This window comes from Allobosea caraganae, assembly GCF_003351345.1.
In the GTDB taxonomy this organism is placed as follows: domain Bacteria; phylum Pseudomonadota; class Alphaproteobacteria; order Rhizobiales; family Beijerinckiaceae; genus Allobosea; species Allobosea caraganae.
This window is the reverse complement of sequence record NZ_QQTO01000033.1, coordinates 156,403-179,156: the sequence shown is the minus strand read 5'-3', so window position 1 is coordinate 179,156 and position 22,754 is coordinate 156,403. Positions and strand designations below refer to the sequence as shown.

General features: G+C 67.2%; 22 protein-coding genes. 11 read left to right on the top strand and 11 right to left on the bottom strand.

The window, feature by feature from the left end; all coding sequences use genetic code 11:
• Positions 1-6: 6 nt before the first annotated feature.
• From DWF00_RS21740 to DWF00_RS21725, 4 genes are all read right to left on the bottom strand, one after another.
• The gene (locus tag DWF00_RS21740) at positions 7-462 is read right to left on the bottom strand and encodes a PIN domain-containing protein (protein ID WP_181832679.1); all 456 of its coding nucleotides are present in this window, start codon (positions 460-462) and stop codon (positions 7-9) included.
• A 1-nt stretch (position 463) separates the two neighbouring features.
• Entirely contained in the window at positions 464-718 is a 255-nt protein-coding gene (locus tag DWF00_RS21735; RefSeq protein WP_147283714.1) for a hypothetical protein, read from the bottom strand.
• Positions 719-779: 61 nt separating this feature from the next.
• Positions 780-2,078, bottom strand: a complete 1,299-nt coding sequence (glyA, locus tag DWF00_RS21730) for a serine hydroxymethyltransferase (RefSeq protein WP_114829723.1) — start codon at positions 2,076-2,078, stop codon at positions 780-782.
• Between the two features lie 115 nt (positions 2,079-2,193).
• Positions 2,194-2,643 carry a helix-turn-helix domain-containing protein gene (locus DWF00_RS21725; RefSeq protein ID WP_114829724.1) on the bottom strand — a complete coding sequence of 150 codons (450 nt, stop codon included), beginning with the start codon at positions 2,641-2,643 and terminating at the stop codon, positions 2,194-2,196.
• Between the two features lie 68 nt (positions 2,644-2,711).
• On the opposite strand from DWF00_RS21725, the gene DWF00_RS21720 reads away from it, so the two are divergent.
• Together DWF00_RS21720 and nhaA are read left to right on the top strand one after the other, a co-directional pair.
• Entirely contained in the window at positions 2,712-3,992 is a 1,281-nt protein-coding gene (locus DWF00_RS21720; protein WP_114829873.1) for an MFS transporter, read from the top strand.
• Positions 3,993-4,086: 94 nt separating this feature from the next.
• Positions 4,087-5,358, top strand: a complete 1,272-nt coding sequence (gene nhaA / locus DWF00_RS21715; protein WP_181832698.1) for a Na+/H+ antiporter NhaA — start codon at positions 4,087-4,089, stop codon at positions 5,356-5,358.
• 83 nt (positions 5,359-5,441) lie between these two features.
• On the opposite strand, the gene DWF00_RS21710 is transcribed toward nhaA, so the two are convergent.
• From DWF00_RS21710 to DWF00_RS21695, 4 genes are all read right to left on the bottom strand, one after another.
• The gene (locus DWF00_RS21710) at positions 5,442-6,683 is read right to left on the bottom strand and encodes a L,D-transpeptidase family protein (RefSeq protein WP_114829726.1); all 1,242 of its coding nucleotides are present in this window, start codon (positions 6,681-6,683) and stop codon (positions 5,442-5,444) included.
• Between the two features lie 310 nt (positions 6,684-6,993).
• Complete coding sequence (gene ldtR / locus DWF00_RS21705; protein ID WP_114829727.1) at positions 6,994-7,506, bottom strand: transcriptional regulator LdtR; 513 nt, start codon at positions 7,504-7,506, stop codon at positions 6,994-6,996.
• A 352-nt stretch (positions 7,507-7,858) separates the two neighbouring features.
• Positions 7,859-8,317 (bottom strand): DUF6163 family protein, encoded by a 459-nt coding sequence (locus tag DWF00_RS21700; RefSeq protein ID WP_114829728.1) that lies wholly within the window; start codon positions 8,315-8,317, stop codon positions 7,859-7,861.
• Between the two features lie 2 nt (positions 8,318-8,319).
• Positions 8,320-9,432 carry an enoyl-CoA hydratase/isomerase family protein gene (locus DWF00_RS21695; RefSeq protein ID WP_342769124.1) on the bottom strand — a complete coding sequence of 371 codons (1,113 nt, stop codon included), beginning with the start codon at positions 9,430-9,432 and terminating at the stop codon, positions 8,320-8,322.
• Positions 9,433-9,556: 124 nt separating this feature from the next.
• Between DWF00_RS21695 and hemB the strand changes: the two genes are divergently transcribed.
• From hemB to DWF00_RS21650, 9 genes are all read left to right on the top strand, one after another.
• Positions 9,557-10,630: a porphobilinogen synthase gene (gene hemB / locus DWF00_RS21690; protein ID WP_114829729.1), complete on the top strand. Its 1,074-nt coding sequence runs from the start codon at positions 9,557-9,559 to the stop codon at positions 10,628-10,630.
• 43 nt (positions 10,631-10,673) lie between these two features.
• Positions 10,674-12,011, top strand: a complete 1,338-nt coding sequence (locus DWF00_RS21685; protein WP_114829730.1) for a branched-chain amino acid ABC transporter permease — start codon at positions 10,674-10,676, stop codon at positions 12,009-12,011.
• A gap of 43 nt (positions 12,012-12,054) precedes the next feature.
• Entirely contained in the window at positions 12,055-13,302 is a 1,248-nt protein-coding gene (locus DWF00_RS21680; RefSeq protein WP_114829731.1) for a threonine ammonia-lyase, read from the top strand.
• Between the two features lie 58 nt (positions 13,303-13,360).
• Positions 13,361-13,831 carry an RDD family protein gene (locus DWF00_RS21675; protein WP_181832680.1) on the top strand — a complete coding sequence of 157 codons (471 nt, stop codon included), beginning with the start codon at positions 13,361-13,363 and terminating at the stop codon, positions 13,829-13,831.
• A 79-nt stretch (positions 13,832-13,910) separates the two neighbouring features.
• Positions 13,911-14,663, top strand: coding sequence for an arginyltransferase (locus DWF00_RS21670; protein ID WP_114829733.1), 753 nt, complete (start codon positions 13,911-13,913; stop codon positions 14,661-14,663).
• Between the two features lie 313 nt (positions 14,664-14,976).
• Positions 14,977-15,351, top strand: a complete 375-nt coding sequence (locus tag DWF00_RS21665; protein WP_114829734.1) for a hypothetical protein — start codon at positions 14,977-14,979, stop codon at positions 15,349-15,351.
• Positions 15,352-15,381: 30 nt separating this feature from the next.
• A complete protein-coding gene (locus DWF00_RS21660) occupies positions 15,382-16,731 on the top strand; it encodes a PepSY-associated TM helix domain-containing protein (RefSeq protein ID WP_181832696.1) in 1,350 nt (449 codons plus the stop codon).
• A 263-nt stretch (positions 16,732-16,994) separates the two neighbouring features.
• Positions 16,995-18,020: a DUF2336 domain-containing protein gene (locus tag DWF00_RS21655; protein ID WP_114829736.1), complete on the top strand. Its 1,026-nt coding sequence runs from the start codon at positions 16,995-16,997 to the stop codon at positions 18,018-18,020.
• A 122-nt stretch (positions 18,021-18,142) separates the two neighbouring features.
• Positions 18,143-18,751, top strand: coding sequence for an outer membrane protein (locus tag DWF00_RS21650; protein ID WP_114829737.1), 609 nt, complete (start codon positions 18,143-18,145; stop codon positions 18,749-18,751).
• A 265-nt stretch (positions 18,752-19,016) separates the two neighbouring features.
• Here the strand turns inward: DWF00_RS21650 and parC are convergent, their stop codons facing one another.
• The 3 genes from parC to DWF00_RS21635 all read right to left on the bottom strand — a co-directional run bounded on the left by parC (position 19,017) and on the right by DWF00_RS21635 (position 22,658).
• Positions 19,017-21,263: a DNA topoisomerase IV subunit A gene (gene parC / locus DWF00_RS21645; RefSeq protein WP_114829738.1), complete on the bottom strand. Its 2,247-nt coding sequence runs from the start codon at positions 21,261-21,263 to the stop codon at positions 19,017-19,019.
• A gap of 122 nt (positions 21,264-21,385) precedes the next feature.
• Positions 21,386-22,114, bottom strand: a complete 729-nt coding sequence (gene recO, locus DWF00_RS21640) for a DNA repair protein RecO (protein ID WP_114829739.1) — start codon at positions 22,112-22,114, stop codon at positions 21,386-21,388.
• Between the two features lie 163 nt (positions 22,115-22,277).
• Positions 22,278-22,658: a tautomerase family protein gene (locus DWF00_RS21635; protein WP_114829740.1), complete on the bottom strand. Its 381-nt coding sequence runs from the start codon at positions 22,656-22,658 to the stop codon at positions 22,278-22,280.
• Positions 22,659-22,754 lie beyond the last annotated feature (96 nt).

The window sequence follows — 22,754 nt, the reverse complement described above, 5'->3', positions numbered from 1 at the left end:
GGGTTCTCAGGGGTTCGGGTTCTCGGTTTCGCGTGCCAGCGCAGCTCTGAGATTGGCGCTGGACCATGACGGCCAACCCGTTCCTGCAAAGTCGCGATCATGAGACCAGATATCGGCCTCGGCCTGCCAAGCCAGTGCAAGCACGTGAGCATCAGCGGAGTTTCCGTTCCGTGAAGCCGGAGCGAGCATCAACGTTTTTGCAGCTTCTGGAATGAGTTGGGCATATTGCTCATGGGCGACAACCGAGAGAGCGTCGACAAGCTTGGGAGCAAGAACTGCCGAAGGCTGCCCCTCGTCGGCGAGGCGACCAGAAACCCCGATGACCTCCTCGACAGCACGCTGCGAGATGGCGAGGATACGCCGTTGGCCAACGAACTCTAGCACCTCGCCTGCCCGCAACCCGAGCGCGCAGCTCAGGACGATGTTGGCATCGACGATGAGAACTCGCGAAGGCGGTCGCACGTCAACCTTCGCGCTCTTCCAAACGGCGTTCCAGCTCGGCAGTCTCCTCAGGCGTCCGGCGCTTTGCCAATTCGCGGGATGTCTGGATCAACTCGCTGATGCGGGCGGCTCGCTCTCCGTCGATCAACGGCAACGCCGATGGAGCCGCATCCGGCTGAAATTCATGATCATCATTGCTCGCATGTGCACGCGGCAGTGAAACAGCGTGCCGCGCCGCCATGCGTCTCAACTCGTCGATCGTGATCGCCGTCTTCATCGTCATACCTCGCAGTCACGAGATAGTAGCACAATGCCATGCTTCAAATAGGCTCGCGGTCTCAATAGATCGGGAACCTCGCCGTCAGCGCATGGGCCTTGGCCTTGACCGCCTGCTCGACCTCGGCATTGCCCTCTTCGCCATTGGCAGCGAGGCCGTCGAGCACTTCGGCGATCAGCTCGCCGACGAGCTTGAACTCGGCGACGCCGAAGCCGCGCGAGGTCGCAGCGGGGGTGCCCAGCCGGATGCCGGAGGTGACCATCGGCTTCTCCGGGTCGAAGGGGATGCCGTTCTTGTTGCAGGTGATGTGGGCGCGGCCGAGCGCGGCTTCGGCCGCCTTGCCGGTGACCTTCTTCGAGCGCAGGTCGACCAGCATCAGGTGGTTGTCGGTGCCGCCGGTGACGAGGTCGAAGCCCTTGGTCTTCAGCGTCTCGGCCAGGGCCTTGGCGTTCTCGACCACGGCGCGGGCATAGATCTTGAACTCCGGCTGCAGCGCCTCGTGGAACGACACCGCCTTGGCGGCGATGACGTGCATCAGCGGGCCGCCCTGGAGGCCGGGGAACACGGCCGAGTTGATCTTCTTGGCGATGGCCTCGTCATTGGTCAGCACCATGCCGCCGCGCGGGCCGCGCAGGGTCTTGTGCGTGGTCGTGGTGACGACATGGGCGTGCGGGAACGGCGAGGGATGGGCGCCGCCCGCGACCAGCCCGGCGAAATGGGCGATGTCGACCATGAAATAGGCGCCGACCTTGTCGGCGATCTCGCGGAAGCGGGCGAAGTCCCAATGCCGGGCATAGGCCGAGCCGCCGGCGACGATGAGCTTGGGCTTGTTCTGGACGGCAAGGCGCTCCAGCGCCTCGTAGTCGATGACCTGATCGACGACGCAGACGCCATAGGGCACGACCTTGAACCACTTGCCGGACTGGTTCACCGGGGCGCCATGGGTCAAGTGGCCGCCGGCGGCGAGGTCGAGGCCCATGAAGGTGTCGCCGGGCTGCATCAGCGCCATGAACACGGCCTGGTTGGCCTGGCTGCCGGAATTCGGCTGGACGTTGGCGAACTGGCAGTCGAACAGCCGGCAGGCGCGCTCGATCGCGAGCTTCTCGGCGATGTCGACGAACTGGCAGCCGCCGTAATAGCGCCGGCCGGGATAGCCCTCGGCGTATTTGTTGGTCATGACCGAGCCCTGGGCTTCGAGCACGGCCTGCGAGACGATGTTCTCCGAGGCGATCAGTTCGATCTCCTCGCGCTGGCGGCCGAGTTCGAGTTCGATCGAGCGGAAGATCTCCGGGTCGACATCGGCCAGCGAGGCGCCGAAGAAGGAGTTGGAGAGGTGCTTGTCGCGCGCGGCTTCGGTCATGTCCGGCTCCTAAAATGTGGCGGCCGATCCGGGCTCGGCTCCGTCGGGGCGTCCCTATCATGCGGCAGGCGGGCCGTCCAAGTGATAGATAGACGGGAAAGCGGTTGCGCTCCCGTCACCCGGCGGTCTTGAGCGCCCCGCCCGCCCGTTTACGGGACGGGTGATAAGCGAGTCGCTTGCGCGACGCTGCCTTCAGGAGCGCGCGGAAGGTCGGGCACTCCAGATGCGTCGGGGCCGGACAATCGGCGACATGGCGAAGGATGTCCCGCAGCGTCCGCAGATCCAGGATCTGCCGCTGCAGTTCGCCTGCCTTGGCATGCAACAGGGCGCGGGGAATGTCGGGCTGGCCGTTCTGACCGAACATGCCGGCGATCTCGACCAGAGAAAAACCCGCCGCCTTGCCCATGCCGACGAGCGACAATTTCAGAAGCACGTCGCCATCGAACTGCCGCCGCAGCCCGTGTCGTCCAAGGGAGGAGATCAGGCCGATCTCTTCGTAGTAGCGCAGGGTCGACGCCGGCACGCCCGAGCGTTGCGCCACCTCCCCGATATCCAGAACCGGCATGCTTGACCTCAAGTCGACTTGAACTCGTACACTCTGCCGGACCAGTGATTTCGGCAAGAGGTAAAACCATGGAAAACACTTACGGCACAAGGTCAGGACCGGTCTGGCGGGACCCGCGCGCAATCGCGCTGCTGATGGCGGCATCGCTCACGACGATGGCGAACGCGACCATCAGCCCGGCGCTCCCGGGGCTCGAACGCCTGTTCGCGGACGACCCGAACGCCGCGATGCTGACGCGCCTGCTGGTGCCGGCGCCTTCCCTCAGCGTCGCCATCTGCGCTCCGCTGGCCGGGCTCGCGGTGGACCGGATCGGGAGGCGGCCGCTGCTGCTCGCCGGGGTGATCCTGTTCATCGTCTCCGGATGCGCCGGGCTCGTCCTCCCGGACCTGCCGACGATCTTCACGAGCCGCCTCGTCCTCGGCGTCGCGGTTGCCCTCATCATGACGGCGCAGACCGCGCTCATCGGCGACTACTTCACCGGCAACGACCGCACCGCGCTGACGGGATTGCAGATTTCCGCGCGGAATTTCGGCGGCCTGGTCTTCATCTCCCTGGCTGGATGGGTGGCCGCGATCTCGCCTCGCCTGCCCTTCGCAGTCTACGGCCTCGCCGCCGCCTTCCTGCCCTTGATGTGGAGGGCCATCGTCGATCCGCCCCGGCCCGCGCACGCAGGCGGCGCCAGGCCGGCAGACGGCAGCGAAGGGCAGCGATCCTGGCGCGCCCTGCTCGCGCTGCTGGTGCTTCTCCAGGCGGCGACCAACATGATCTTCTTCATCATGCCGACCCAGTTGTCGTTCTTCTTCGAGGCCGAAGGCTACGATGGCGCAGTCATGACCGGCGCTGCCCTCGGCGTCCTGATGCTGTCGGGCGGCTGCTGCGCGCTGCTCTACCCTCGCATCCAGCGCGCGGTCGGCTATGCCGGCATCTTCGCCCTGGGCTACGCCGCGATGGCGCTGGGGTTTCCAATGTTGATCCTCGCCTCGACGGCCCTGCCGGCCCTCAGCGCAGCCGCAGCGATCGGCGTAGGCTACGCACTGGTCTCGCCGAGCTTCGTCGCCCTCGCGTTGAATTTGGCCCCACCCCGGCAGCGAGGACTGGCCGGGGGCATTCTGACGGCATCCGTCTTCATCGGCCAATTCTGCTCGCCGCTTCTCAGCACGCCCTTGATCGCAGGCTACGGCTATGCGGGGCTGTTCTGCGGCAGCGCAGTGCTGCTCGCGGTCATGGCCGCCGCGGCCGTGCTGGTCGGCAGCGCGCGCCGACTCCGCGGAGAATACAGGCCGGCAAAATGGAGAATGCGGTCTTGCGCGCGTCCGAATCCGGTTGACCCATCGGCGCGATTGCGATGACTCGGTTATCGCCGCCCGCGCGATCGTCGCGCTCCGACATCGGCCTGTCATCGGCAGGCTGCGACATCTGCAAGACAACGTGGAGGATGCGAGCGTGACGAGCGAGCCGAACGACGCCGACGTTCAGACCAAGACCTGGCCGCCGCAACGCCGCTCGCCCCTGCACGCGTTCTTCGAGAGCGGCGCGGCGGCCGGCGTGCTGCTGGTACTCGCCGCACTGAACGCGATGATCATCGCGAACTCGCCGCTCAGCGTCGTCTACTTCAAAGTGCTCGAACTCAAGATCGCCGGGCTGAGCCTGCTGCATTGGATCAATGACGGGCTGATGGCGATCTTCTTCCTGCTCGTCGGGCTGGAGATCAAGCGCGAGTTCATCGAGGGCCAGCTCGCGACCTGGTCGCGGCGCGCCCTGCCCGCCTTCGCCGCGCTCGGCGGCATGATCGCGCCGGCGCTGATCTACCTGCTGATCGCCCGCGGCGACCCGGCGGCGATTCGCGGCTGGGCGATTCCCGCCGCCACGGACATCGCGTTCGCACTCGGCGTGCTCGCCTTGCTCGGCTCGCGAGTCCCGGTCTCGCTCAAGATCTTCCTGACGGCCCTAGCGATTCTCGACGATCTCGGCGCGATCCTGATCATCGCGCTGTTCTATTCGGGCGAGCTCTCGCTCGCGATGCTGGCGGCCGCCGCGATCTGCATCGCGGTACTGGCCTTGATGAACCGCTTCGGCGTGCGCTCGCTCCTGCCCTATCTCGTCGTCGGCGCCCTGCTTTGGTTCTTCGAGCTCAAATCCGGCATCCACGCCACCCTGGCCGGCGTCGCGCTGGCGCTGACGATCCCGCTCGGCGGCCGCGGCGCGGAGAGCGACGAGCCCGAGCATTCGCCGCTGCACAAGCTGGAGCATGGGCTCCATCCTTACGTCTCCTATTTCATCGTGCCAGTGTTCGGCTTCGCCAATGCAGGGGTCGCGCTCGCGGGCATGACGCCCGCGCTGTTGCTGACGCCGGTGCCGCTCGGCATCATGCTGGGCCTGTTCCTCGGCAAGCAGATCGGCGTGTTCGGCTTCGCCTGGCTGGCGGTCAAGCTCGGCTTCGGCACCATGCCGGCCAAGGCTAGCTGGCCGCAGCTCTACGGCGTCTCGCTGCTCTGCGGCATCGGCTTCACCATGAGCCTGTTCATCGGCGCACTCGCCTTCGCCGGCAATGCCACGCTGAACGACGCGACCAAGATCGGCGTGCTGGTCGGCTCGGCGATCTCGGCCGTGCTCGGCTATGTCGTGCTCCACGTCGCCGGGGCCAGGCTCGCGGTGCCGGACGAGGAGCCGGCCAAGCCGGCCCCATCGATCCTGGGGCGCAAGCGCGCGCGCTGACGCGGCCGTCACCGACCACCTAACGAAAACGGGCCGCCGATCGCTCGGCGGGCCGCTTCAATTCAAAGCTTCTGACGAGCGCCTCAGATGTCCTGCTCGCCCTGCAAGGCGGCGACGGGCGACGGGCCGAGGCCATCCTTGTTGTAGATGTCGTCGCGGAACTGCACGCCGCCATCGGGCGTCGCCCAAGCAGTGACGTAGACCCAGTAGCACGGCACCGGGTCGGAGATGCGGGCGTTGATGCGCTCGCCCGAGGCGATGACCTCGTCGATCTTGGCGCGGTCCCAGCCGGGGGTGTTCTTGAGCAGCCAGGCGATGTAGTCGCGCACGTTCTGGACGCGGATGCAGCCCGAGGAGACGAAGCGGTAATCGTCGCCGAAGATGCCCTTCGACGGCGTGTCGTGCATGTAGACGCCATGCGGGCTCGGGATGTTGATGCGCACGAAGCCGAGCGAGTTGAAGTCGCCGCCCGGATCCTGGCGGAAGGTGTAGCGGGTCGCCTCGTCCGAGCGCCAGTTGACGCGATCAGGCGGAATCTCGCCGTTCGGGCCGATGATGCGGATCTTGTTCTCGGTGAGGTAGTTCGGCTCCTTCTGCATCTTCGGGATCAGGTCCTTGCGGATGATCGATGCGGGAACCGTCCAGGTCGGGTTGAAATTGACTTCCGGGATCTTGGTCTGCAGCAGCGGCGACTGGCGGTCGATCTTGCCGACGCCGGCGGCGTGCCGGGTCGCGACATGGCCGTTCTCGACCGTCTCGACCATCGCGGCCGGGATGTTGGCGACGACGTAGCGCTGGCCGAGATTGCCCGACCAGGTGCGCAGGCGCACGACATTGGTCTCAAGCTGGCGGATGCGGCGCTCGATCGGCACGTTGAGCGAGGCCAGGGTCGCCTTGGTGAGCGTGCCGGTGGTGGAGAGGCCGACGCGCGACTGGAAGCGGCGCACGCCCGCCTCGACATAGGAATCATAGACGTTGCTGGTGCCGGCGGAGGCGTCGAGATCGCCGGTGATGATCAGGCGCTGGCGCAGGGCGACGACGCCGGGACCGCGCGAGCCGACGCTCAGGCGCTCGCTGACCTGGAGCACGGGCCAGCCGCCGCGGGCGGCCAGCTCGCGATAGGCGGTGATCGCCTGCTCGGTCGCCTGGAAGCTTTCCGCAGACAGCATCGGGGTGGAGGAGCGCGCGACGGCGTTTCGGGCGCCGGAATCATAGCTCTGCCGCCACTCCGCCTGTTGGGCGAAGGCCGGCGCGGCCACGCTCGCCGCCACTCCGGAGAGCAGCGCCAGCACGGTTTCACGGCGGGTCAGGCTGAAATTCGACATAGTACCCCTCTTCCACGTCCCTATAGAGCCAGGCTTGCGCGCCCATGCGCCACAAAACACCAAGCCGGCTCCGCCCTGGAAAGGCGACCCGGCTGCCAAGCGACGATCCAATACCAGAGTTAACGTCTCGTGAGCGCGGCGTTTTTAGGGCAATGGAAGCGAAGAGGAAGACTCGGTTTCGACATGCGTGATCTGAGCCACAGTCCGGCGAGGACCTCTGCCGTCAGGTCGGCAAAAACCTCCGCGCCTTGCGGGCGGAGGCCGGGCCGATGTGATGGAAAGCCGCCGGGTGCGGCTTTCGCGACCGAAATCAGAGCTTGTAGCGGATCTGGTCGGTCCAGAAGCGCTCGAGGCGCAGCAGGGCGTTGTTCATCCGCTCGAAATCGTCGGCCGCGATGCCGCCGATCTGCTCGACCGTCTGGACATGCTTGTCGTAGACGCCCTTCACGAGATTGTGCACCTCGCGGCCCTTCTCGGTCAGGCTGATGCGGACCGAGCGGCGGTCGATGCGTGACCGGGCATGGTGGAGATAGCCGAGCTCGACCAGCTTCTTGACGTTGTAGGAGACGTTCGAGCCGAGATAGTAGCCCCGCGTCCTGAGCTCGCTGGCGCTGAGCTCGGCGTCGCCGATATTGTAGAGCAGCAGCGCCTGGACGCTGTTGACGTCGTCGCGGTTGCGACGCTCGAACTCGTCCTTGATGACATCGAGCAGGCGACGATGCAGCCGCTCAACAAGAGTGAGGGACTCAAGGTAAAGAGGCTTCACCTTGAGTTGAACCTCTTCCGACACGGCCGGAGCCGAAGTCTTTACGCTCGCTTTCATGGTATAATCCCGCCTGTTGTATGTCGGCCAGGATTGTCTCCCGGTCCGCTTCTGAGGAACACCATAGGCGGCGCGGATGAAAACGAGTTTAAATATCAGGATGAATCAGGGATTTACCCCTTTGGGTGAATCCAAAATGAACTCAGAAACGCTTAAGCTAAAGCGTTTGTTACCATGACTCGCCGCAATCGACGGGCCCGATGACCGCATAGGACGCTCCAGCCCTCATCCTGAGGAGCCGCGAAAGCGGCGTCTCGAAGGATGATCCAGAGGGCGCTGGAGCATCCTTCGAGACGCGGACTTCGTCCGCTCCTCAGGATGAGGACTGTGGTTCCGGACGGCCAAGCCGTCCTTACGTTTCTTCGTTCTCGGCCGCCCAGGTCGCCAGGAAATAGGCCACCATCAGCGCCACATAGGTTCCGATCAGGTAGGGCGTGATCGGCAGCAGCCGCGGGAAGAAGAAGCCGAGCAGGAGCTGGCTGACCGCCGCCAGGAGCCAGAGCACGCCGCCCCAGGTGCTGGTCAGCCAGAGCCCGACGGCAGCAACGAGGTCGATCACCGCGAAGTAGACCGTGATCGCCTGCGAGCTGAGCAGTTGCTCCTCGAACGGAAGCTGCCCCTCGGTGCCGATGCCGAAGATCACGGCCCAGGCCATCAGGCCCTTGGCCAGCCAGGCGATGGAGAGCAGGCGCAGCAGCCAGACCAGCAGCAGCCGCCAGCGCATCCGGCGGCGCGGCGCCTCGACCATGCCGGGCGCGCCGACGACGCGCTGGCCGCGCAGAGGTTCCGTATCCCCTCGCCCGAGTCCCATGCTCAAGGCTCCAGCACGAGTTCGTCGGCACCGAGCGGCGCGAAGTATTCGGCGATGGCCTCGGGCTTCACGGCCTCGAGGCTGGCCGGCTGCCAGCGCGGCGCGTGGTCCTTGTCGATGACGACGGCGCGGACGCCTTCGTAGAATTCCGGGCTGCGGGCGATGCGCGAGACGATGCGGTACTCGGTGCGCATCGCCTCGTTGAAGTCGAGCGTGGCGCCGCGGCGCATCTGCTCGAAGGCGATGGCGACGCTGGTCGGCGATTTGACGCTCAGCGTCTGCAGCGTCTTGCCGGCGAAGCCGTTGCCGGCCTTGGCCTTGCGCTCGAGCCGGTCGAAGATCGCCGGCAAATCCGGTGCGCCGAAGCATTCCGCGATGGTGGCGCGATCAGCCGCGAGCCGCTCCGGGCCGGGATCATGGGTGAAGCCGGCAAGGATGTCGTCGACCGCGCTGCGTCCAGCCAGCGCGTCGGCAAGCTCGGCCATGCGCCCGCTCGGCACGGCATGGGTGGCGAGGCCGAGCGCGACGGCATCGGCGGCGCCCACCCGGTCTCCGGTGAGCGCGAGATAGATGCCGGCGGCGCCCGGCAGGCGCGGCAGCGCATAGGTCGCGCCGACATCGGGGAAGAACCCGATGCCGACCTCCGGCATGGCGAAGAGATAGCGCTCCCCGGCGATGCGATAGCCGCCATGCAGGGAGATGCCGACGCCGCCGCCCATGACGATGCCGTCGATCAGCGAGAGATAGGGTTTGGGATAGCGCTGGATATGGGCGTTGAGGACGTATTCCTCGCCCCAGAACTTGAGCATCTCGCCATAGTTGCCGGCGCGGCCGAGATCGTGCAGCGCGCGGATGTCGCCGCCGGCGCAAAAGGCCTTCTCGCCGGCCGCCGTCAGGACGATGCGGGTGACCTTGGGATCGCGCTCCCAGGCGTCGAGCGCGCGCGCCAGTTCGCGGACCATGCCGAGACTGAGCGCGTTCAGCGCCTTCGGCCGGTTCAGGATGACGACGCCGGCCGCGCCACGGGTCTCGCAGATGATCTCGGGTTCTTGCGGCATGCCGCGGACGTCCTCGGTTGCGCCGCGGTTCTGGGCCGGGGCGGCGGCGCTTGTCAACGCGCGGGCTCTCCCAGCCCCGCCTTGGTGGTTGCGACCATCCACCTCTGTTTTGGAATGGTTCCGATGTGCTATGCGTCGCGCAACAAGCAAGATCGGCGTCCCGTCGGACGGAGGCATTTCCATGGCATCTCGGGTTGTGCGGCCGTTTCCGGCTCCGCTGGCGCGGCAGGACGAGGTGCCGGCCACTGCGTTGCAGAGCGCGGACTCGCTCGGGCTGATCCGGCGCATGCGGCGCAACCGCAAGGCCGAATGGTCGCGCCGGCTGGTGCGCGAGAACGTGCTGACCACCAACGACCTGATCTGGCCGATCTTCCTGGTGGATTCCTCGCAGGCGCGCACGCCGGTCGTCTGGATGCCCGGCGTCGACCGGCTGAACATCGAGGAGGCCGTGCGCCAGAGCGTCGAAGCCGCCAAGCTCGGCATCCCCGCCATCGCACCCTTCCCCAATGTCGAGAAGTCGCTGCGCGACGCGACCGCCTCCGAGGCGCTCAACACGCGCAACCTGATGTGCCGGGCGGTGCGGGCGATCAAGCAGGAGGTGCCGGAGCTCGGCATCATCTGCGACGCCGCGCTCGACCCCTATACCTCGCATGGCCATGACGGCGTGATGGCGGGCGAGACCGTGCTGAACGATGCCAGCGTGCGCATCCTCACCGAACAGGCGCTGGCGCTGGCCGATGCCGGCGCCGATGTGATCGCACCCTCCGACATGATGGACGGGCGCGTCGGCGCCATTCGCGCCGGGCTCGACGCGGCCGGGTTCGACCAGGTCCAGATCATGTCCTATGCCGCGAAATACGCCTCGGCCTATTACGGCCCGTTCCGCGACGCCATCGGCACCAACGCCACCCTGATCGGCGACAAGCGTACCTACCAGATGGACCCGGCCAATTCGGATGAGGCCATCGCGGAGGTCGCGCTCGACCTCGAAGAGGGGGCCGATATGGTGATGATCAAGCCCGGCCTGCCCTATCTCGACGTGATCGCGCGGGTGAAGGACCATTTTCGCGTGCCGACCTTCGCCTACCAGGTCTCCGGCGAGTACGCGATGATCCAGGCGGCGGCGCTGAACGGCTGGCTCGACGGCGACAAGGCGATGCTTGAGAGCCTGATCGCCTTCAAGCGCGCCGGCGCCGACGGGGTGCTGACCTATTTCGCGCCCCGGGTTGCCGAGAAGCTGAAGGCGATCGGCTGAACACGAGTTTCAACGCACCGCAACTGGCGCTAGCGTCAGCGCGATGCGCCCCGCCCTCCTCCTGCTGATTCTGTTCGGCCTGGCGCTTGCCGGCTGCGGCGGGCGTTTCGATACGGATCAGACGCGGCTGTGCCGGCAGGCGATCCCGCCGCTCAACCCGCCCGGCGCGCGCATCACGATCGAACGCGACACGACCGGGCCGCGCGCCAACGCCCTGCGCATCCTCTACAAGGTCGAGGCCGGATCGACGTTGGCGCGCACGCGCTATATCGACTGCCTCTTCGCCGGCGAGGGCATCGGCTCGCAGCGCGGCGCGCTGATCGGCGTCGCGACCGACGGAAGGCCGATGAACGATGCCAGCTTCTACCTGCTGCGGCGCTTCTACCTGGAGAACCGCGAAGAGCCCGCGCCCGATCCCGGCTCGACCCGGCTGGAGGACCTGCCGGAGATCCCGTTCGGCCTGGCCTACGGGCTGCAGCAGGCCTTGAGCGCCCTGCCCTCGGCCGCGGTCTATGCGCTGCTCGCCTCGGCCTACGCGCTGATCTACGGGCTGACCGGCCGCATCATCCTGAGCTTCGGCGAGTTCGCGGCGCTCGGCGCGCTTGCCTCGGTCGTCGGCGTGGCACTGCTGGTCTCGGCCTCGCTCTCGACGCCGATCTCGGGGCTGGTCATTGCGTTTGCCGTGGCGATGGCGGTCTCGGCCTTCCATGGCTTCGCCATGGGCCGCTTCGTGCTGCGCCACATGCAGCGGGCCAATGGCCAGCAGGTGCTGATCGCGACGATCGGCCTTGCCATCGGACTGTCCGAATATCTGCGGCTGGCGCAGGGGCCGGACCTGCGCTGGCTGCCGCCGGTCTTCAACGAGCCCTGGGCGCTGGCGCGGGCGGAGGGCTTCGTCGTCACCGCGACGCCGGTCGGGCTCGGGCTGGCCGCGTTCGGGCTGGCGCTGACGCTGGGGCTCGTGTTGCTGATCCGGTATTCCGGCTACGGCCGGGCCTGGCGCGCGGTCTCGGATGACGAGCGGACGGCGTCACTGTTCGGCGTCGATGCGCGGGCCGTGCACGACAAGGCGCTGATCCTGGCTTGCGCGGCCTGCGGCGCGGCCGGCGTCATCGTCACCGTGATCTACGGCGGCATGGGTTTTGCCGGAGGGTTCACACTCGGACTGAAGGCGCTCGTCGCCGCCATCCTCGGCGGCATCGGCTCGGTCTCGGGCGCCTGCCTCGGCGCGCTCAGCATCGCGCTGTTCGAGGCGCTCTGGTCGTCGACGATGCCGCTCGAACAGCGCGACATCGCCGTCTATAGCTTGCTCGCCGTGGTGCTGATCCTGCGCCCCGGCGGCTTCTTCGGCGAAGCCGAACTGACGCCGCGCCAAGTCTGAACGCGCGATGTCTGAAATCCGTCCGGCCTGAAATGGGAAACACATGACCAGCGCGCCCTTCGCGATCACCCTTGCCGATATCGCGGCGGCCGCGCGCCGAATCGAGGGCCATGTGCTGCGCACGCCGCTGGTGCCGGCGCCGCGCCTCTCCGAGCTCACCGGCGCGACCATCCTGGTCAAGCACGAGAACATGCAGGCGACCGCCTCGTTCAAGGAGCGCGGCGCGGTCAACAAGCTGCTCTCGCTCGACGAGGCCGAGAAGGCGCGCGGCGTCATCGCCATGTCGGCCGGCAACCATGCCCAGGCCGTGGCCTATCACGCGCATCGCTTCGGCATCCCAGCGACGATCGTGATGCCGGAGACGACGCCGCTGGTGAAGGTCGAGAACACCCGGGCGCATGGCGCGCGCGTGGTCCTGTATGGCGAGACGCTCTATGAATCGGCGCAGAAGGCCCGCGAGCTGGCCGAGGCCGAGGCGCTGGTCTTCGTCCACCCCTATGACGACGCCGCCGTGATGGCCGGCCAGGGCACGGTCGCCAGCGAGATGCTGGCCGATGCGCCCGATCTCGAGATGCTCGTCATTCCGCTCGGCGGCGGCGGGCTGATGGCGGGCAACGCCATCGCGGCCAAGGCGATCAAGCCGGAGATCGAGCTGATCGGCGTCGAGGCGGCGCTCTACCCGTCCTTCTACAACGCGGTGAACGACAAGGACCTGTTCATCGGCGGCGCGACGCTGGCCGAGGGCATCGCGGTCAAGACCGTCGGCCAGCAGACCCTGCCGATCGTCGCCAGCCTGGTCTCCGACATCGTGCTGATCGGCGAGGACCTGATCGAGCGCGCCGTCAACGCCTATGCCAGCCTGCAGCACACGCTGGCCGAGGGCGCGGGCGCGATCGGGCTTGCCGCCATCTTCAAGGAGCCCGAGCGCTACAAGGGCCGCAAGGTCGGGCTGCTGCTCAGCGGCGGCAATATCGACACCCGCCTGCTCGCCGCGATCATGGTGCGCGAGCTGGAGCGCGAGGATCGCATCTGCGCCTTCCGGCTCACCGCCAGCGACCGTCCCGGCCTGCTCGGCAAGGTCGCGAGCCTGCTCGGCGAGCACGGCGCCAACATCCTCGAGGTCAGCCATGGCAGGCTCTTCCTCGACGTGCCCGCCAAGGGCGTGACGCTCGACGTCACCGTGGAGACCCGCGGCGAGGCGCATACGCGCTCGATCGAGGCGGCGCTGAAAAATGATGGCTATGCGCCGCGCCGGATCCTGCCGCGCGGCCTTGCAGAACAGGACCGCTGATCAAACATTATGGCGGCACGGGCGGATCATCCGCCCGCCAGGACAGGGGCCGTTTCCGATGAGCGACCGCAGCTACCAGCAGCCGATCACGCCGATCGAGCCCTATGCCGTGCCGAATGTGCGCGGCGTGCTCGGCTCGCGGCTCTTCGCCTGGATCGGCGACATCGTCATCCTGTTCATCCTGGGCTGGCTGATCTTCTTCCTGCTGCTGCTCCTCGGCATCGTCACCTTCGGCGCGACCTGGCTGCTGATCCCGATCGCCACCGTCGCGACCGCGCTCGGCTATGCGGCGCTGACGATTGGCGGGCGCAGGCAGGCGACCTGGGGCATGCGCATGGCCGGCCTCAGGGTCGAGACTGTGACCGGCGCGCGGCCGGACGGGCTTGCCGCTGCCGTGCATGCGCTGCTGTTCTACGTCGCCGCCGGCACGGTCGGGCTCTGGGTGCTCGACATCCTGTGCGGCTTCGTCCGCGCCGACCGCCGGCTGGGACACGATATCCTGACCGGATTCGTGATCGTACGGGCCTGATTTGCCCAAAGCCTGCGCTTGTTGCTGCCGTTGCTGCTGTTACACTGTCGTTTAGAGCCGTTTCCGGAGCGACCTGACCTTGACGCGCCCGTTGCGGGATGCCCCGCAATTCTACCTGACCTCGCCGACTCCTTGCCCCTATCTGCCCGGGCGCGAGGAGAGGAAGGTGTTTACGCATCTCGTCGGCGGCCGGGCGCGCGACCTCAACGACGTGCTCTCGCAAGGCGGCTTCCGGCGCTCGCAGAGCATCGCCTATCGACCCGCCTGCGAGACCTGCCGCGCCTGCATCTCGGTGCGCGTCGTCGTCGACGACTTCAGGCCCTCGCGCGGCTTCCGCAAGGTGCTCTCGCATAACAGCGACCTGATCGGCGAGACGCTGCCGCCGCAGCCGCGCTCGGAGCACTACTCGCTGTTCCGCGAGTATCTCGACGAGCGCCATCCCGATGGCGGCATGGCGACGATGTCGGCGCTCGACTTCGGCATGATGGTCGAGGACACCCATGTCGACACCTCGCTGGTCGAGTACCGCCGGCGCGGGCCCGATAGCGGCTTCACCGGCCGCGGCGAGGGCGACCTCTACGCCATGGCGCTGACCGACCGGCTCAGCGACGGGCTCTCGATGGTCTACTCGGTATACGATCCGATGCTGGAGGCGCGCTCGCTCGGCACTTTCATGGTGCTCGACCATATCGAGCGGGCCCGCAAGCTCGGCCTGCCCTATGTCTATCTCGGCTATTGGGTCGAGGGCTCGCCGAAGATGTCCTACAAGGCCCGCTTCCTGCCGCAGGAGCGGCTGAGCGCGCAGGGCTGGGAGCGCGTCGACAAGGGCTGAGGCCCGCTGCTCCAGAGCAAATGCTTGAAGGGGAGCACTGCCGTTCATGAGGGGCGCAAGCCCTCCCCCCGCTTGCGGTGGGGAGGGTTGGGTGGGGGGCAGTGCCGCCTGGTGTCACGCGGAAGACCTGGCGAGACCCGCTTTCCGGCCCCCCATCCCTAACCCTTCCCCACCGCAAGCGGGGGGAAGGGGACGAGCCTGGCCTTCAAGCGATTGCCCTGCCCGCCGCGCGGCCAAACGGCGCAGCGCCATCGCATGACCAAGCGTTGACCGGCGGGCGGCTGCGCCTTAGCCCTTTGGCATGGGCGGGAGAGTGCAGGCAGCAGGCTGGAAGCGGGGCGCCGTCGCGCTGCTCTGCACCTATGCGCTCATCCTGCACGCCGTGCTGCTGGCGCTCGGCTCCGGCCTTGCGGCCGCGCCCTCGCCGCTGCCGCAACATGTGCTCTGCCTGCCGAGCGGGGGTTCCGGGCCGGACACGCAGCAGGGCAAGTCCGAGCATGGCCCGATCTGCTGCGCGCTCGGCTGCCTCGCCAGCGCCAACGGCGTTCCGCCCGTCGCCGGCACCGCCCTGCCCTTGCGGCTTGCCCGCGTCGCCGAGGCGCGCTTCCTGCCGCACGCCGCGCCAGCCGTCCCGCCGGGCCGCCCAGTCTATCCACTCGGAGCCCGCGCGCCACCTGCCCTGACCTGAAGCCCTTCCCAGCCATCTTCAGGACAGGACATCACCATGACCACCATCTCCCTGGCGGAGACCGCGCCTGCGCGCGCGTCCGCTTCGTTCTACCGCGCCGTCTGGCGCTGGCACTTCTATGCCGGGCTGCTGACGCTGCCCTTCCTCATCCTGCTCGCGGTCACCGGCGGGCTCTACCTCTTCCGCTACGAACTCGACGGGCTGATCCATCGCGACCTCAAGCAGGTCGAGATTCGCACCAGTGCCATGGCCGCGCCGAGCGCGATCGTGGCGAATGCGCTCGCTGCGATCCCGGGCCAGGCCGTGAAATTCGTGCCGCCGGAGACACCCAGCGCCTCCGCCGAGGTGACGATCCGCACCGCGGACGGCACACGCAAGGTCGCCTATGTCGACCCCTATGATGGGCATGTGCTCGGGCAACTGCCGGACAAGGGCACGGTGATGTGGGTCGTCAGGCAGATCCACAGCCTGGCCTATTTCGGGCCGGTGGCGAACGGCGTGATCGAGATCGTCGGCGGCTGGGCGATCCTGCTGGTCGCGACCGGGCTCTACCTGTGGTGGCCGCGCGGGCGCAGCGGCGGCGTGGTCTCGGTGCGCGGCGATGCTGGGAAGCGCGTGTTCTGGCGCGATCTCCATGCCGTGACCGGCGCCTTCGCCGGGCTCTTCGTCGTCTTCCTGGCCGTGACCGGCATGCCCTGGTCGGTGTTCTGGGGCGATCAGGTCAACCGCTGGGCCAACGGGAATAATTTCGGCTATCCCGCCGGCGTGCGCGTCGCGGTGCCGATGTCGGACGAGCACCTGCACCATGCCGGCCCGACCTCATGGTCGCTCGAACAGGCGCGCGTGCCGGAATCGGTAGCGAAGGCGGCTGCGCCGATCGGCCTCGATACGGCGGTGGCGAAGTTCGACGCGCTCGGCCTGACGCGCGGCTATGCGGTCAACCTGCCGAGCGGCCCGGCCGGCGTCTATACCGGCTCGGTCTATCCCAACGACCTGTCGCGCCAGCGCGTGATCCATCTCGACCAGTATAGCGGCGAGCCGCTGATCGACATGTCTTTCGCCGATTACGGCCCGCTCGGCAAAGCGCTGGAATGGGGCATCAACGTGCATATGGGCCAGGAATTCGGGCTGGCGAACCAGCTCTTCATGCTGGCGGTCTGCCTCGCCATCATCCTGCTCGCGGTCTCGGCCGGGGTGATGTGGTGGAAGCGACGCCCGGCCGGCTCGCTCGGCGTGCCGCCGATGCCGCCGCGCCGGCGCACGCTCTACGGCGTCTTCGCCATTCTCGGCATTGGCGGCGTCATCTTCCCGCTGGTCGGCGCCTCGCTGCTGGCGATGCTGGCGCTCGACCGGCTGTTCTGGCCGATGGCGAAGGCCTGACGCAGCGGACCGGCCCGCGCGATGCCGCTGCGGGCCGGTCACTTCTGGGAAACCATCCGATCAGAGCATGGCGCGAAAAAGTGGGAGCCGGTTTTTCGCGTAGGCCATGCTCTAACTTTTTGATGAAGATCACGTTTTTCGCAATTTGATGGGTCCATCCAATTGCGACGTGATCTTGGGTCAGCTTCACGCCAGTCGGCGGCTTAAGACTAAATCAAGATGCCGCAACGTTACTATTTGAATTCCTCAAAGGCAGAACGCCGATGTTAGACTCCTTGTCGAAGATGCCGATCGAAATGTCGTCGGATACGCGGCGGCAATTGCTGAACGCGGTCACCGACCTGTTCCTGCTCGACCAGGAGCCGAGCGAGCTTTCCAAGGAGCATTACGGCGAGATCGCCACCCATTCGCTCAACCATCTCGATAGCCCGGAGCGGCAGGCCTATGCCGAGCAGGTCGCGGCGGTGCCGAGCCTGCCGCATCAGGTCGCGGTCACGCTCGCCGGCGATCATGACGGCGAGGTCGCCCGCCTCGTGCTGAAGCTCTCGCCGGTGCTGACCGATGCCGACCTCGCGGCGATCGCCGTCAGCCAGTCGCAATACCATCTCGTCGCCATCGCCGAGCGCGCCCGGCTGTCCTCGGGCCTGACCGACATCCTGGTGGAGCGCGGCAATCGCGACGTGCTGCACACAGTCTCGAACAACGAGGGCGCCGCCTTCTCCGACAGGGGCTTCGACAAGCTGCTCGAGCGCGGCGGCAGCGACATCGCGATCAGCAGCGCGCTCGCAGCCCGCGCCGACCTGACGCCCGACCGCGCCACCCGCGTGATGCGCATCGTCGAGGAGCTCAACGACAGCGGCGGCCTGTGGTCGAAGCGCCCCGACGAGGCGGTGACGCTGGCGCGCCAGGCCCGGCAGCAGCGGCTGGAGGTGAAGCTGCTCCAGAGCGAACTCACCGAGGGAACCCGCTCGCTCGACGACGTCATCGCCATGCTCGCCCGCGAGGACCGGGCCTACCACCTCGCCCAGGTCATCGGCCAGGCGGCCGACATAACGACCGAGCAGGCCCTGCGCGTGCTGATGCAGCGCGATGTCAGCGGCATCGCAGTGACCTGCCGCTCGCTCAATGTCGGCACGCCGGCCTTCGAGGCGGTCCTGACCATGCGTGTCAGGCGGCTCTATTTCGCCCAGAAGAACATCAAGGACGACCTGCGCGGCTACGCCACCCTCGACGGCGCCACCGCCGAGCGGACCATGCGCTTCCTCAAGATGCGCACCAAGCTGCGCTGAGAGCTCTTCGACACCACCCGAGCCTCATCCGCCCACAGGCGCGGCGTCGCCACAAATCCGCGACATTCGCCCGCCCATCTGCTAGCTTCCAACGGAAGTTCGGCCGCAAGGGTGCCTTCAACGTGAGATTACCGATCCTGACCGGCGCGCTCTGCGCGCTCGCCATGACCGCGGGCGGCGCGAAGGCCCAGGCCTTCCTGCCCTTCACCGGCTTCGCGCCCCTGCCCTCCTTCGCCTGGTCGGAGCCGACGCTGGCGCCCGGCGGCGTGAAGTGGGACGGCTCCTACGCGCGCATCTCAACCGGCTTCCAGGTGTCGAGCTCGAAGCGCTACGGCACCTATGCCGGGCCGACCATCGGGCTCGAGGCCGGCAAGATGTGGCGCGAGGGCGATTTCGTCTACGGCATCGTCGGCGCCGTCGAGTACACCCGACCGTTCGGCGGTTACGACACGCCGCGCTTCGGCAACGCCGTCTATACCAGCGACATCGCCGGCGCCTTCCAGCTCAAGGCCGGCTACCTCGCAGCCGAGAACGTGCTGCTCTACACCAAGGTCGGCATGGTCGCCGCCAACGAGACCTGGCGCTTCGGCGCGAGCCCGTTCTCGGCGCCGTTCAAGCAGAGCGACATCGCGGTGAGACCGGAAGCGCGCGCCGGCGTCGAATGGGCCGTGACCAACAACCTGACGCTCGGCCTCGAAGTCGGCATCGTCGGGCAGGCGATCAGGCCCTGAGCTTGAGAGTTTGATTCAAGGCGTTGGCGGGTCGATTCAAGATGATGACGTAACGTCATGAAACTGAATCGTTCTTCGGCGGAGTGAGCGCGCCTTCCCTTCTCCCCCTGCGGGAGAAGGTGGCTCGGCGAAGCCGAGACGGATGAGGGGTCGCGCGACGCTCCAAACGTTGCGCGCGGCGTCCTCGACATTCGGAAAGCGCGGCGCGACCCCTCATCCGCCCCTTCGGGGCACCTTCTCCCGCAGGGGGAGAAGGAAGAGCACGCTACCCCCCGAACTTGTTGTTCTTCGGGAAGCCCTTCGGCGGCAACCTGCCCGCTTCAGCGCGGTGGCCGAGCCATTCGGTCAGCTCGCCTTCCGCCACGGTCCAGGTCCGGCTGGAGGTGTCGAGCCAGGTCAGGCCCTCAGTGAGCTTGAAGACCTTGGCGTCCGAGACGCCGCCATCCTTGTAGCGCTGCAGGCGCACGCCCTTGCCGCGGCCCATCTCCGCCACTTCGGAGAGCGGGAAGCAGAGCAGCTTGCGGTTCTCGCCGATGATTGCGACATGGTCGCCCTCGGCCGGGGCCGCCAGGATCGCCACGACCGGCACTGCGACATTGACCACCTGCCGGCCCTTGCGGGTGTTGGCGACGACGTCGTCGGTCGGCGCGACGAAGCCGCGCCCGTCCGAGGTCACCATCAGCAGCTTCGTGCCCGCCTTGTAGGGGAAGGCGGAGACGATATCGGCCGTCTCCTCCAGCTCGATCATCAGCCGGATCGGATCGCCGAAGCCGCGCCCGCCCGGCAGTTTCGAGGCCTCCAGCGTGAAGACCTTGCCGTTCGAGGCCAGGACAAGGACCTTCGCCGTCGTCTCGGTGAAGAACCCGAGCTGGAGCGCGTCGTCGCCCTTGAAGGTCAAGGTCGAGAAATCCTGGACATGGCCCTTCAGCGCCCGGATCCAGCCCTTCTTCGAGACCACGACCGTGACCGGCTCGCGCTCGACCATGGCCTGGGTCAGGTCGATCTCGGTGGTCTCGGGCATGTCGGCGAAGTCGGTGCGGCGCTTGCCGATCGCGGTCTCCGGGCCGAAGAGCTTCTTCACCTCGCGGATGTCGTGCGAGATCAGCTTCCACTGCGTCGCCTCGGAGGCGAGCAGGTCCTCGATCTGGCCCTTCTCGACCGTGAGTTCGTCGAGCTCGGTCTTGAGCTGCATCTCCTCGAGCTTGCGCAGGGCGCGCAGGCGGGTGTCGAGGATGGCGTTGGCCTGGACCTCGCTGAGCTCGAAGAAGCGCATCAGCTCGACCTTCGGCTCGTCCTCCTCGCGGATGATCTTGATGACGCGATCGAGGTCGAGATAGACGATCAGCAGGCCGCGCAGGATCTCGAGCCGCTTCTCGATCTGGCCGAGGCGGAAGCGCGAGCGGCGCAGCAGCACGTCGCGGCGGTGGTCGAGCCAGGCGCGCAGGGCCTCGTTCAGGCCGAGCACGCGCGGCACCAGCCCGCCGGTCAGCACGTTCATGTTCATCGGGATGCGCGCTTCCAGCTCCGAGAGCCGGAAGAGCGATTCCATCATCAGGTTGGGATCGACGGTACGGGCGCGCGGCTCGATGACGACGCGGATGTCCTCGGCCGATTCGTCGCGCAGGTCAGCGACCAGCGGCAGCTTCTTGTCGTTGAGCAGCTCGGCGATCTTCTCGATCAGCCGGCCCTTCTGGACCATGTAGGGGATCTCGGTGACGACCGCGAGCCAGGTGCCGCGGCCCTGGTCCTCGACATGCCAGCGCGCCCGGGTGCGGAAGGCGCCGCGGCCGGTGCGGTAGGTCTCGATCATCGAGGCGCGCGTCTCGACGATGATGCCGCCGGTCGGGAAATCCGGGCCGGGCACGAAGGTCATGAGCTGCTCGGAGGAGGATTCCGGGTGCTGGATCAGATAAAGCGCCGCATCGCAAAGCTCGGCGGCGTTGTGCGGCGGGATCGAGGTGGCCATGCCGACCGCGATGCCCTGCGAGCCGTTGGCGAGCAGGTTCGGGAAGGCGGCCGGGAGGACGATTGGCTCCTCGTCCTCGCCATTATAGGTCGGGCGGAAATCGACCGCGTCCTCTTCGATCCCGTCGAGGAGCAGACGCGCAACCTCGGTCATCCGCGCTTCGGTGTAGCGGTAGGCGGCGGCGTTATCGCCGTCGATATTGCCGAAATTGCCCTGGCCGTCGACGAGCGGATAGCGCTGGGCGAAATCCTGCGCGAGGCGCACCAGCGCGTCATAGACCGACTGGTCGCCATGGGGGTGGAAGCCACCGATGACGTCGCCGACGATCTTGGCGCATTTCCTGTGCACCACGCCCGGATTGAGCCGAAGCAACTGCATCGCATACAGGATGCGGCGGTGGACCGGCTTCAGCCCGTCGCGCGCGTCCGGCAGGGCGCGGTGCATGATGGTGGAGAGCGCATAAGCGAGATAGCGCTCCTCGAGCGCCGTCTTCAGATCGATGCGCTCGGTCTCGTCCTCCGGCGGCGGATCGACCGGTTTGCCCATGGTGTACTCGACCTCGATTTATACGGCGGCGGCGCCAGGCCAGCCTTGCGAATCACTTGGCATGACGATGCCGGCCCGGCGCAAGCGGTGCAAAGCGTCATAGCGCCCCGAGGCCGAAAAAGTCAGTGGATTCGTGCGGCGAGCTCGATCAATCGCGCCCGCTCCGGCGGCTCCTGGAGACCGCGCGGCTCGTAGAGATGGCGGCGCAGGAAGAAGCCGGTCAGGGCGAAGCCTGCCGCGATATCGGCCGGGGCCGGCTGGCGGGCGCCCTGCCCCTCGCTGAGGAAGGCAGGCAGCCTCAACAGGCGGTCGAGATAGGGCTCAGCCGCCTTGCGACTCACGGCCTTGCCGGATTTCGGCGAGACATGGGTCAGGTCCTCGTTCGCGCCGGTGACGGCGCAGCGCACGAGGTCGAGTCCAAAGCCGAGCTCGGACAGCATGGCGATCTCGAAGCGCACGATCAGCGCCGGCGCCAGCAACGGCTCGTCGAGATGCTCGATCAGCACCGAGAGCGCCTCGTGCAGCCCGGGATGCGGATCACGCTCCGGCAAGAGCCGTAGCAGTGCGGCGATGGTGGCGAGGCCGTAGAGCGCGACCGGAGCGGCCATCAGCCTTGCGGCGTGCGAGGTCAGCAGCTCGATCCTGTACTCGCCGAGATGCTCGTCGAGCCGAGCCCGCCAGGTCAGCGCCACCGCATTGCCGGGCTGGAGCACCGGCTGCACCTTGGTGGAGCGGCCGCCGCGGACGAGGCCGAGATGGCGGCCGTGCCCGCGCGTCATCACCTCCAGGATCACGGCGCTCTCGCCATGCTGCCGGATGCCGATGATCGTGCCCTCGTCGCTCCACTCCATCGCGTGAGTTAGGGCGGCGCAGTGGCGAGGGTCAATTTTCTTCGTTTTCCCGGCGCGCCTTTCTCGTCATGGTCGGGCTTGTCCCGACCATCCACGTCTTCGCTTATCGCGGGCACCGTTCAAAACGTGGATGCTCGCCACAAGGGCGAGCATGACGGCGCGGTCAGGCGTACTGCGCCACGCCGGCGCCGAAGGACCAGTTCTCGCGCGTGGTCTCGACGAGGTTGATGAAGATGTCGTCCGGCTTCAGGCCGGGGTCGCGGCGCAGGTTCTCGGCGATCTTCGCAAAGAGCGCCTTCTTCTGGGTGACGCCGCGGCCGGCGCTGACCGTGAGCTGGATGATGACGAGCCCGGCCGAGCGCGCGAAGCCGAAATAATTGGCGTTGAAGATGAACTCGTCTGGATCATGCTGATGGATCACGGCGAAGAGATCGTCCTCGGGAACCTCGAAAGCCTCGCGCAGCGCCCGGTAGACGCCGTCGACGATGGCGGCGGGCTCGGAGGCGGGACGGCCGCGCCTCATGGAAATGCGGATCAGGGGCATGTTGGCTCTCCGGTTCGGGCGAGGCCTTGCCTCGCCGCCCCGATAGCTAGCGCCAAGGCATTCATCGTAGTAGGGTATTGTTATAGATATCAATCA

What these genes read in the sequence shown, in the direction of transcription:
- DWF00_RS21685 (WP_114829730.1), top strand. Translation starts at nt 10,674, where the DNA reads ATGCGCCCCGCCCTCCTCCTGCTGATTCTGTTCGGCCTGGCGCTTGCC.
- DWF00_RS21680 (WP_114829731.1), top strand. Translation starts at nt 12,055, where the DNA reads ATGACCAGCGCGCCCTTCGCGATCACCCTTGCCGATATCGCGGCGGCC.
- hemB (WP_114829729.1), top strand. Translation starts at nt 9,557, where the DNA reads ATGGCATCTCGGGTTGTGCGGCCGTTTCCGGCTCCGCTGGCGCGGCAG.
- DWF00_RS21700 (WP_114829728.1), bottom strand. Translation starts at nt 8,317, where the DNA reads ATGGGACTCGGGCGAGGGGATACGGAACCTCTGCGCGGCCAGCGCGTC.
- DWF00_RS21725 (WP_114829724.1), bottom strand. Translation starts at nt 2,643, where the DNA reads ATGCCGGTTCTGGATATCGGGGAGGTGGCGCAACGCTCGGGCGTGCCG.
- DWF00_RS21710 (WP_114829726.1), bottom strand. Translation starts at nt 6,683, where the DNA reads ATGTCGAATTTCAGCCTGACCCGCCGTGAAACCGTGCTGGCGCTGCTC.
- DWF00_RS21735 (WP_147283714.1), bottom strand. Translation starts at nt 718, where the DNA reads ATGAAGACGGCGATCACGATCGACGAGTTGAGACGCATGGCGGCGCGG.
- recO (WP_114829739.1), bottom strand. Translation starts at nt 22,114, where the DNA reads ATGGAGTGGAGCGACGAGGGCACGATCATCGGCATCCGGCAGCATGGC.
- DWF00_RS21635 (WP_114829740.1), bottom strand. Translation starts at nt 22,658, where the DNA reads ATGCCCCTGATCCGCATTTCCATGAGGCGCGGCCGTCCCGCCTCCGAG.
- DWF00_RS21720 (WP_114829873.1), top strand. Translation starts at nt 2,712, where the DNA reads ATGGAAAACACTTACGGCACAAGGTCAGGACCGGTCTGGCGGGACCCG.
- DWF00_RS21675 (WP_181832680.1), top strand. Translation starts at nt 13,361, where the DNA reads ATGAGCGACCGCAGCTACCAGCAGCCGATCACGCCGATCGAGCCCTAT.
- ldtR (WP_114829727.1), bottom strand. Translation starts at nt 7,506, where the DNA reads ATGAAAGCGAGCGTAAAGACTTCGGCTCCGGCCGTGTCGGAAGAGGTT.
- glyA (WP_114829723.1), bottom strand. Translation starts at nt 2,078, where the DNA reads ATGACCGAAGCCGCGCGCGACAAGCACCTCTCCAACTCCTTCTTCGGC.
- DWF00_RS21655 (WP_114829736.1), top strand. Translation starts at nt 16,995, where the DNA reads ATGTTAGACTCCTTGTCGAAGATGCCGATCGAAATGTCGTCGGATACG.
- parC (WP_114829738.1), bottom strand. Translation starts at nt 21,263, where the DNA reads ATGGGCAAACCGGTCGATCCGCCGCCGGAGGACGAGACCGAGCGCATC.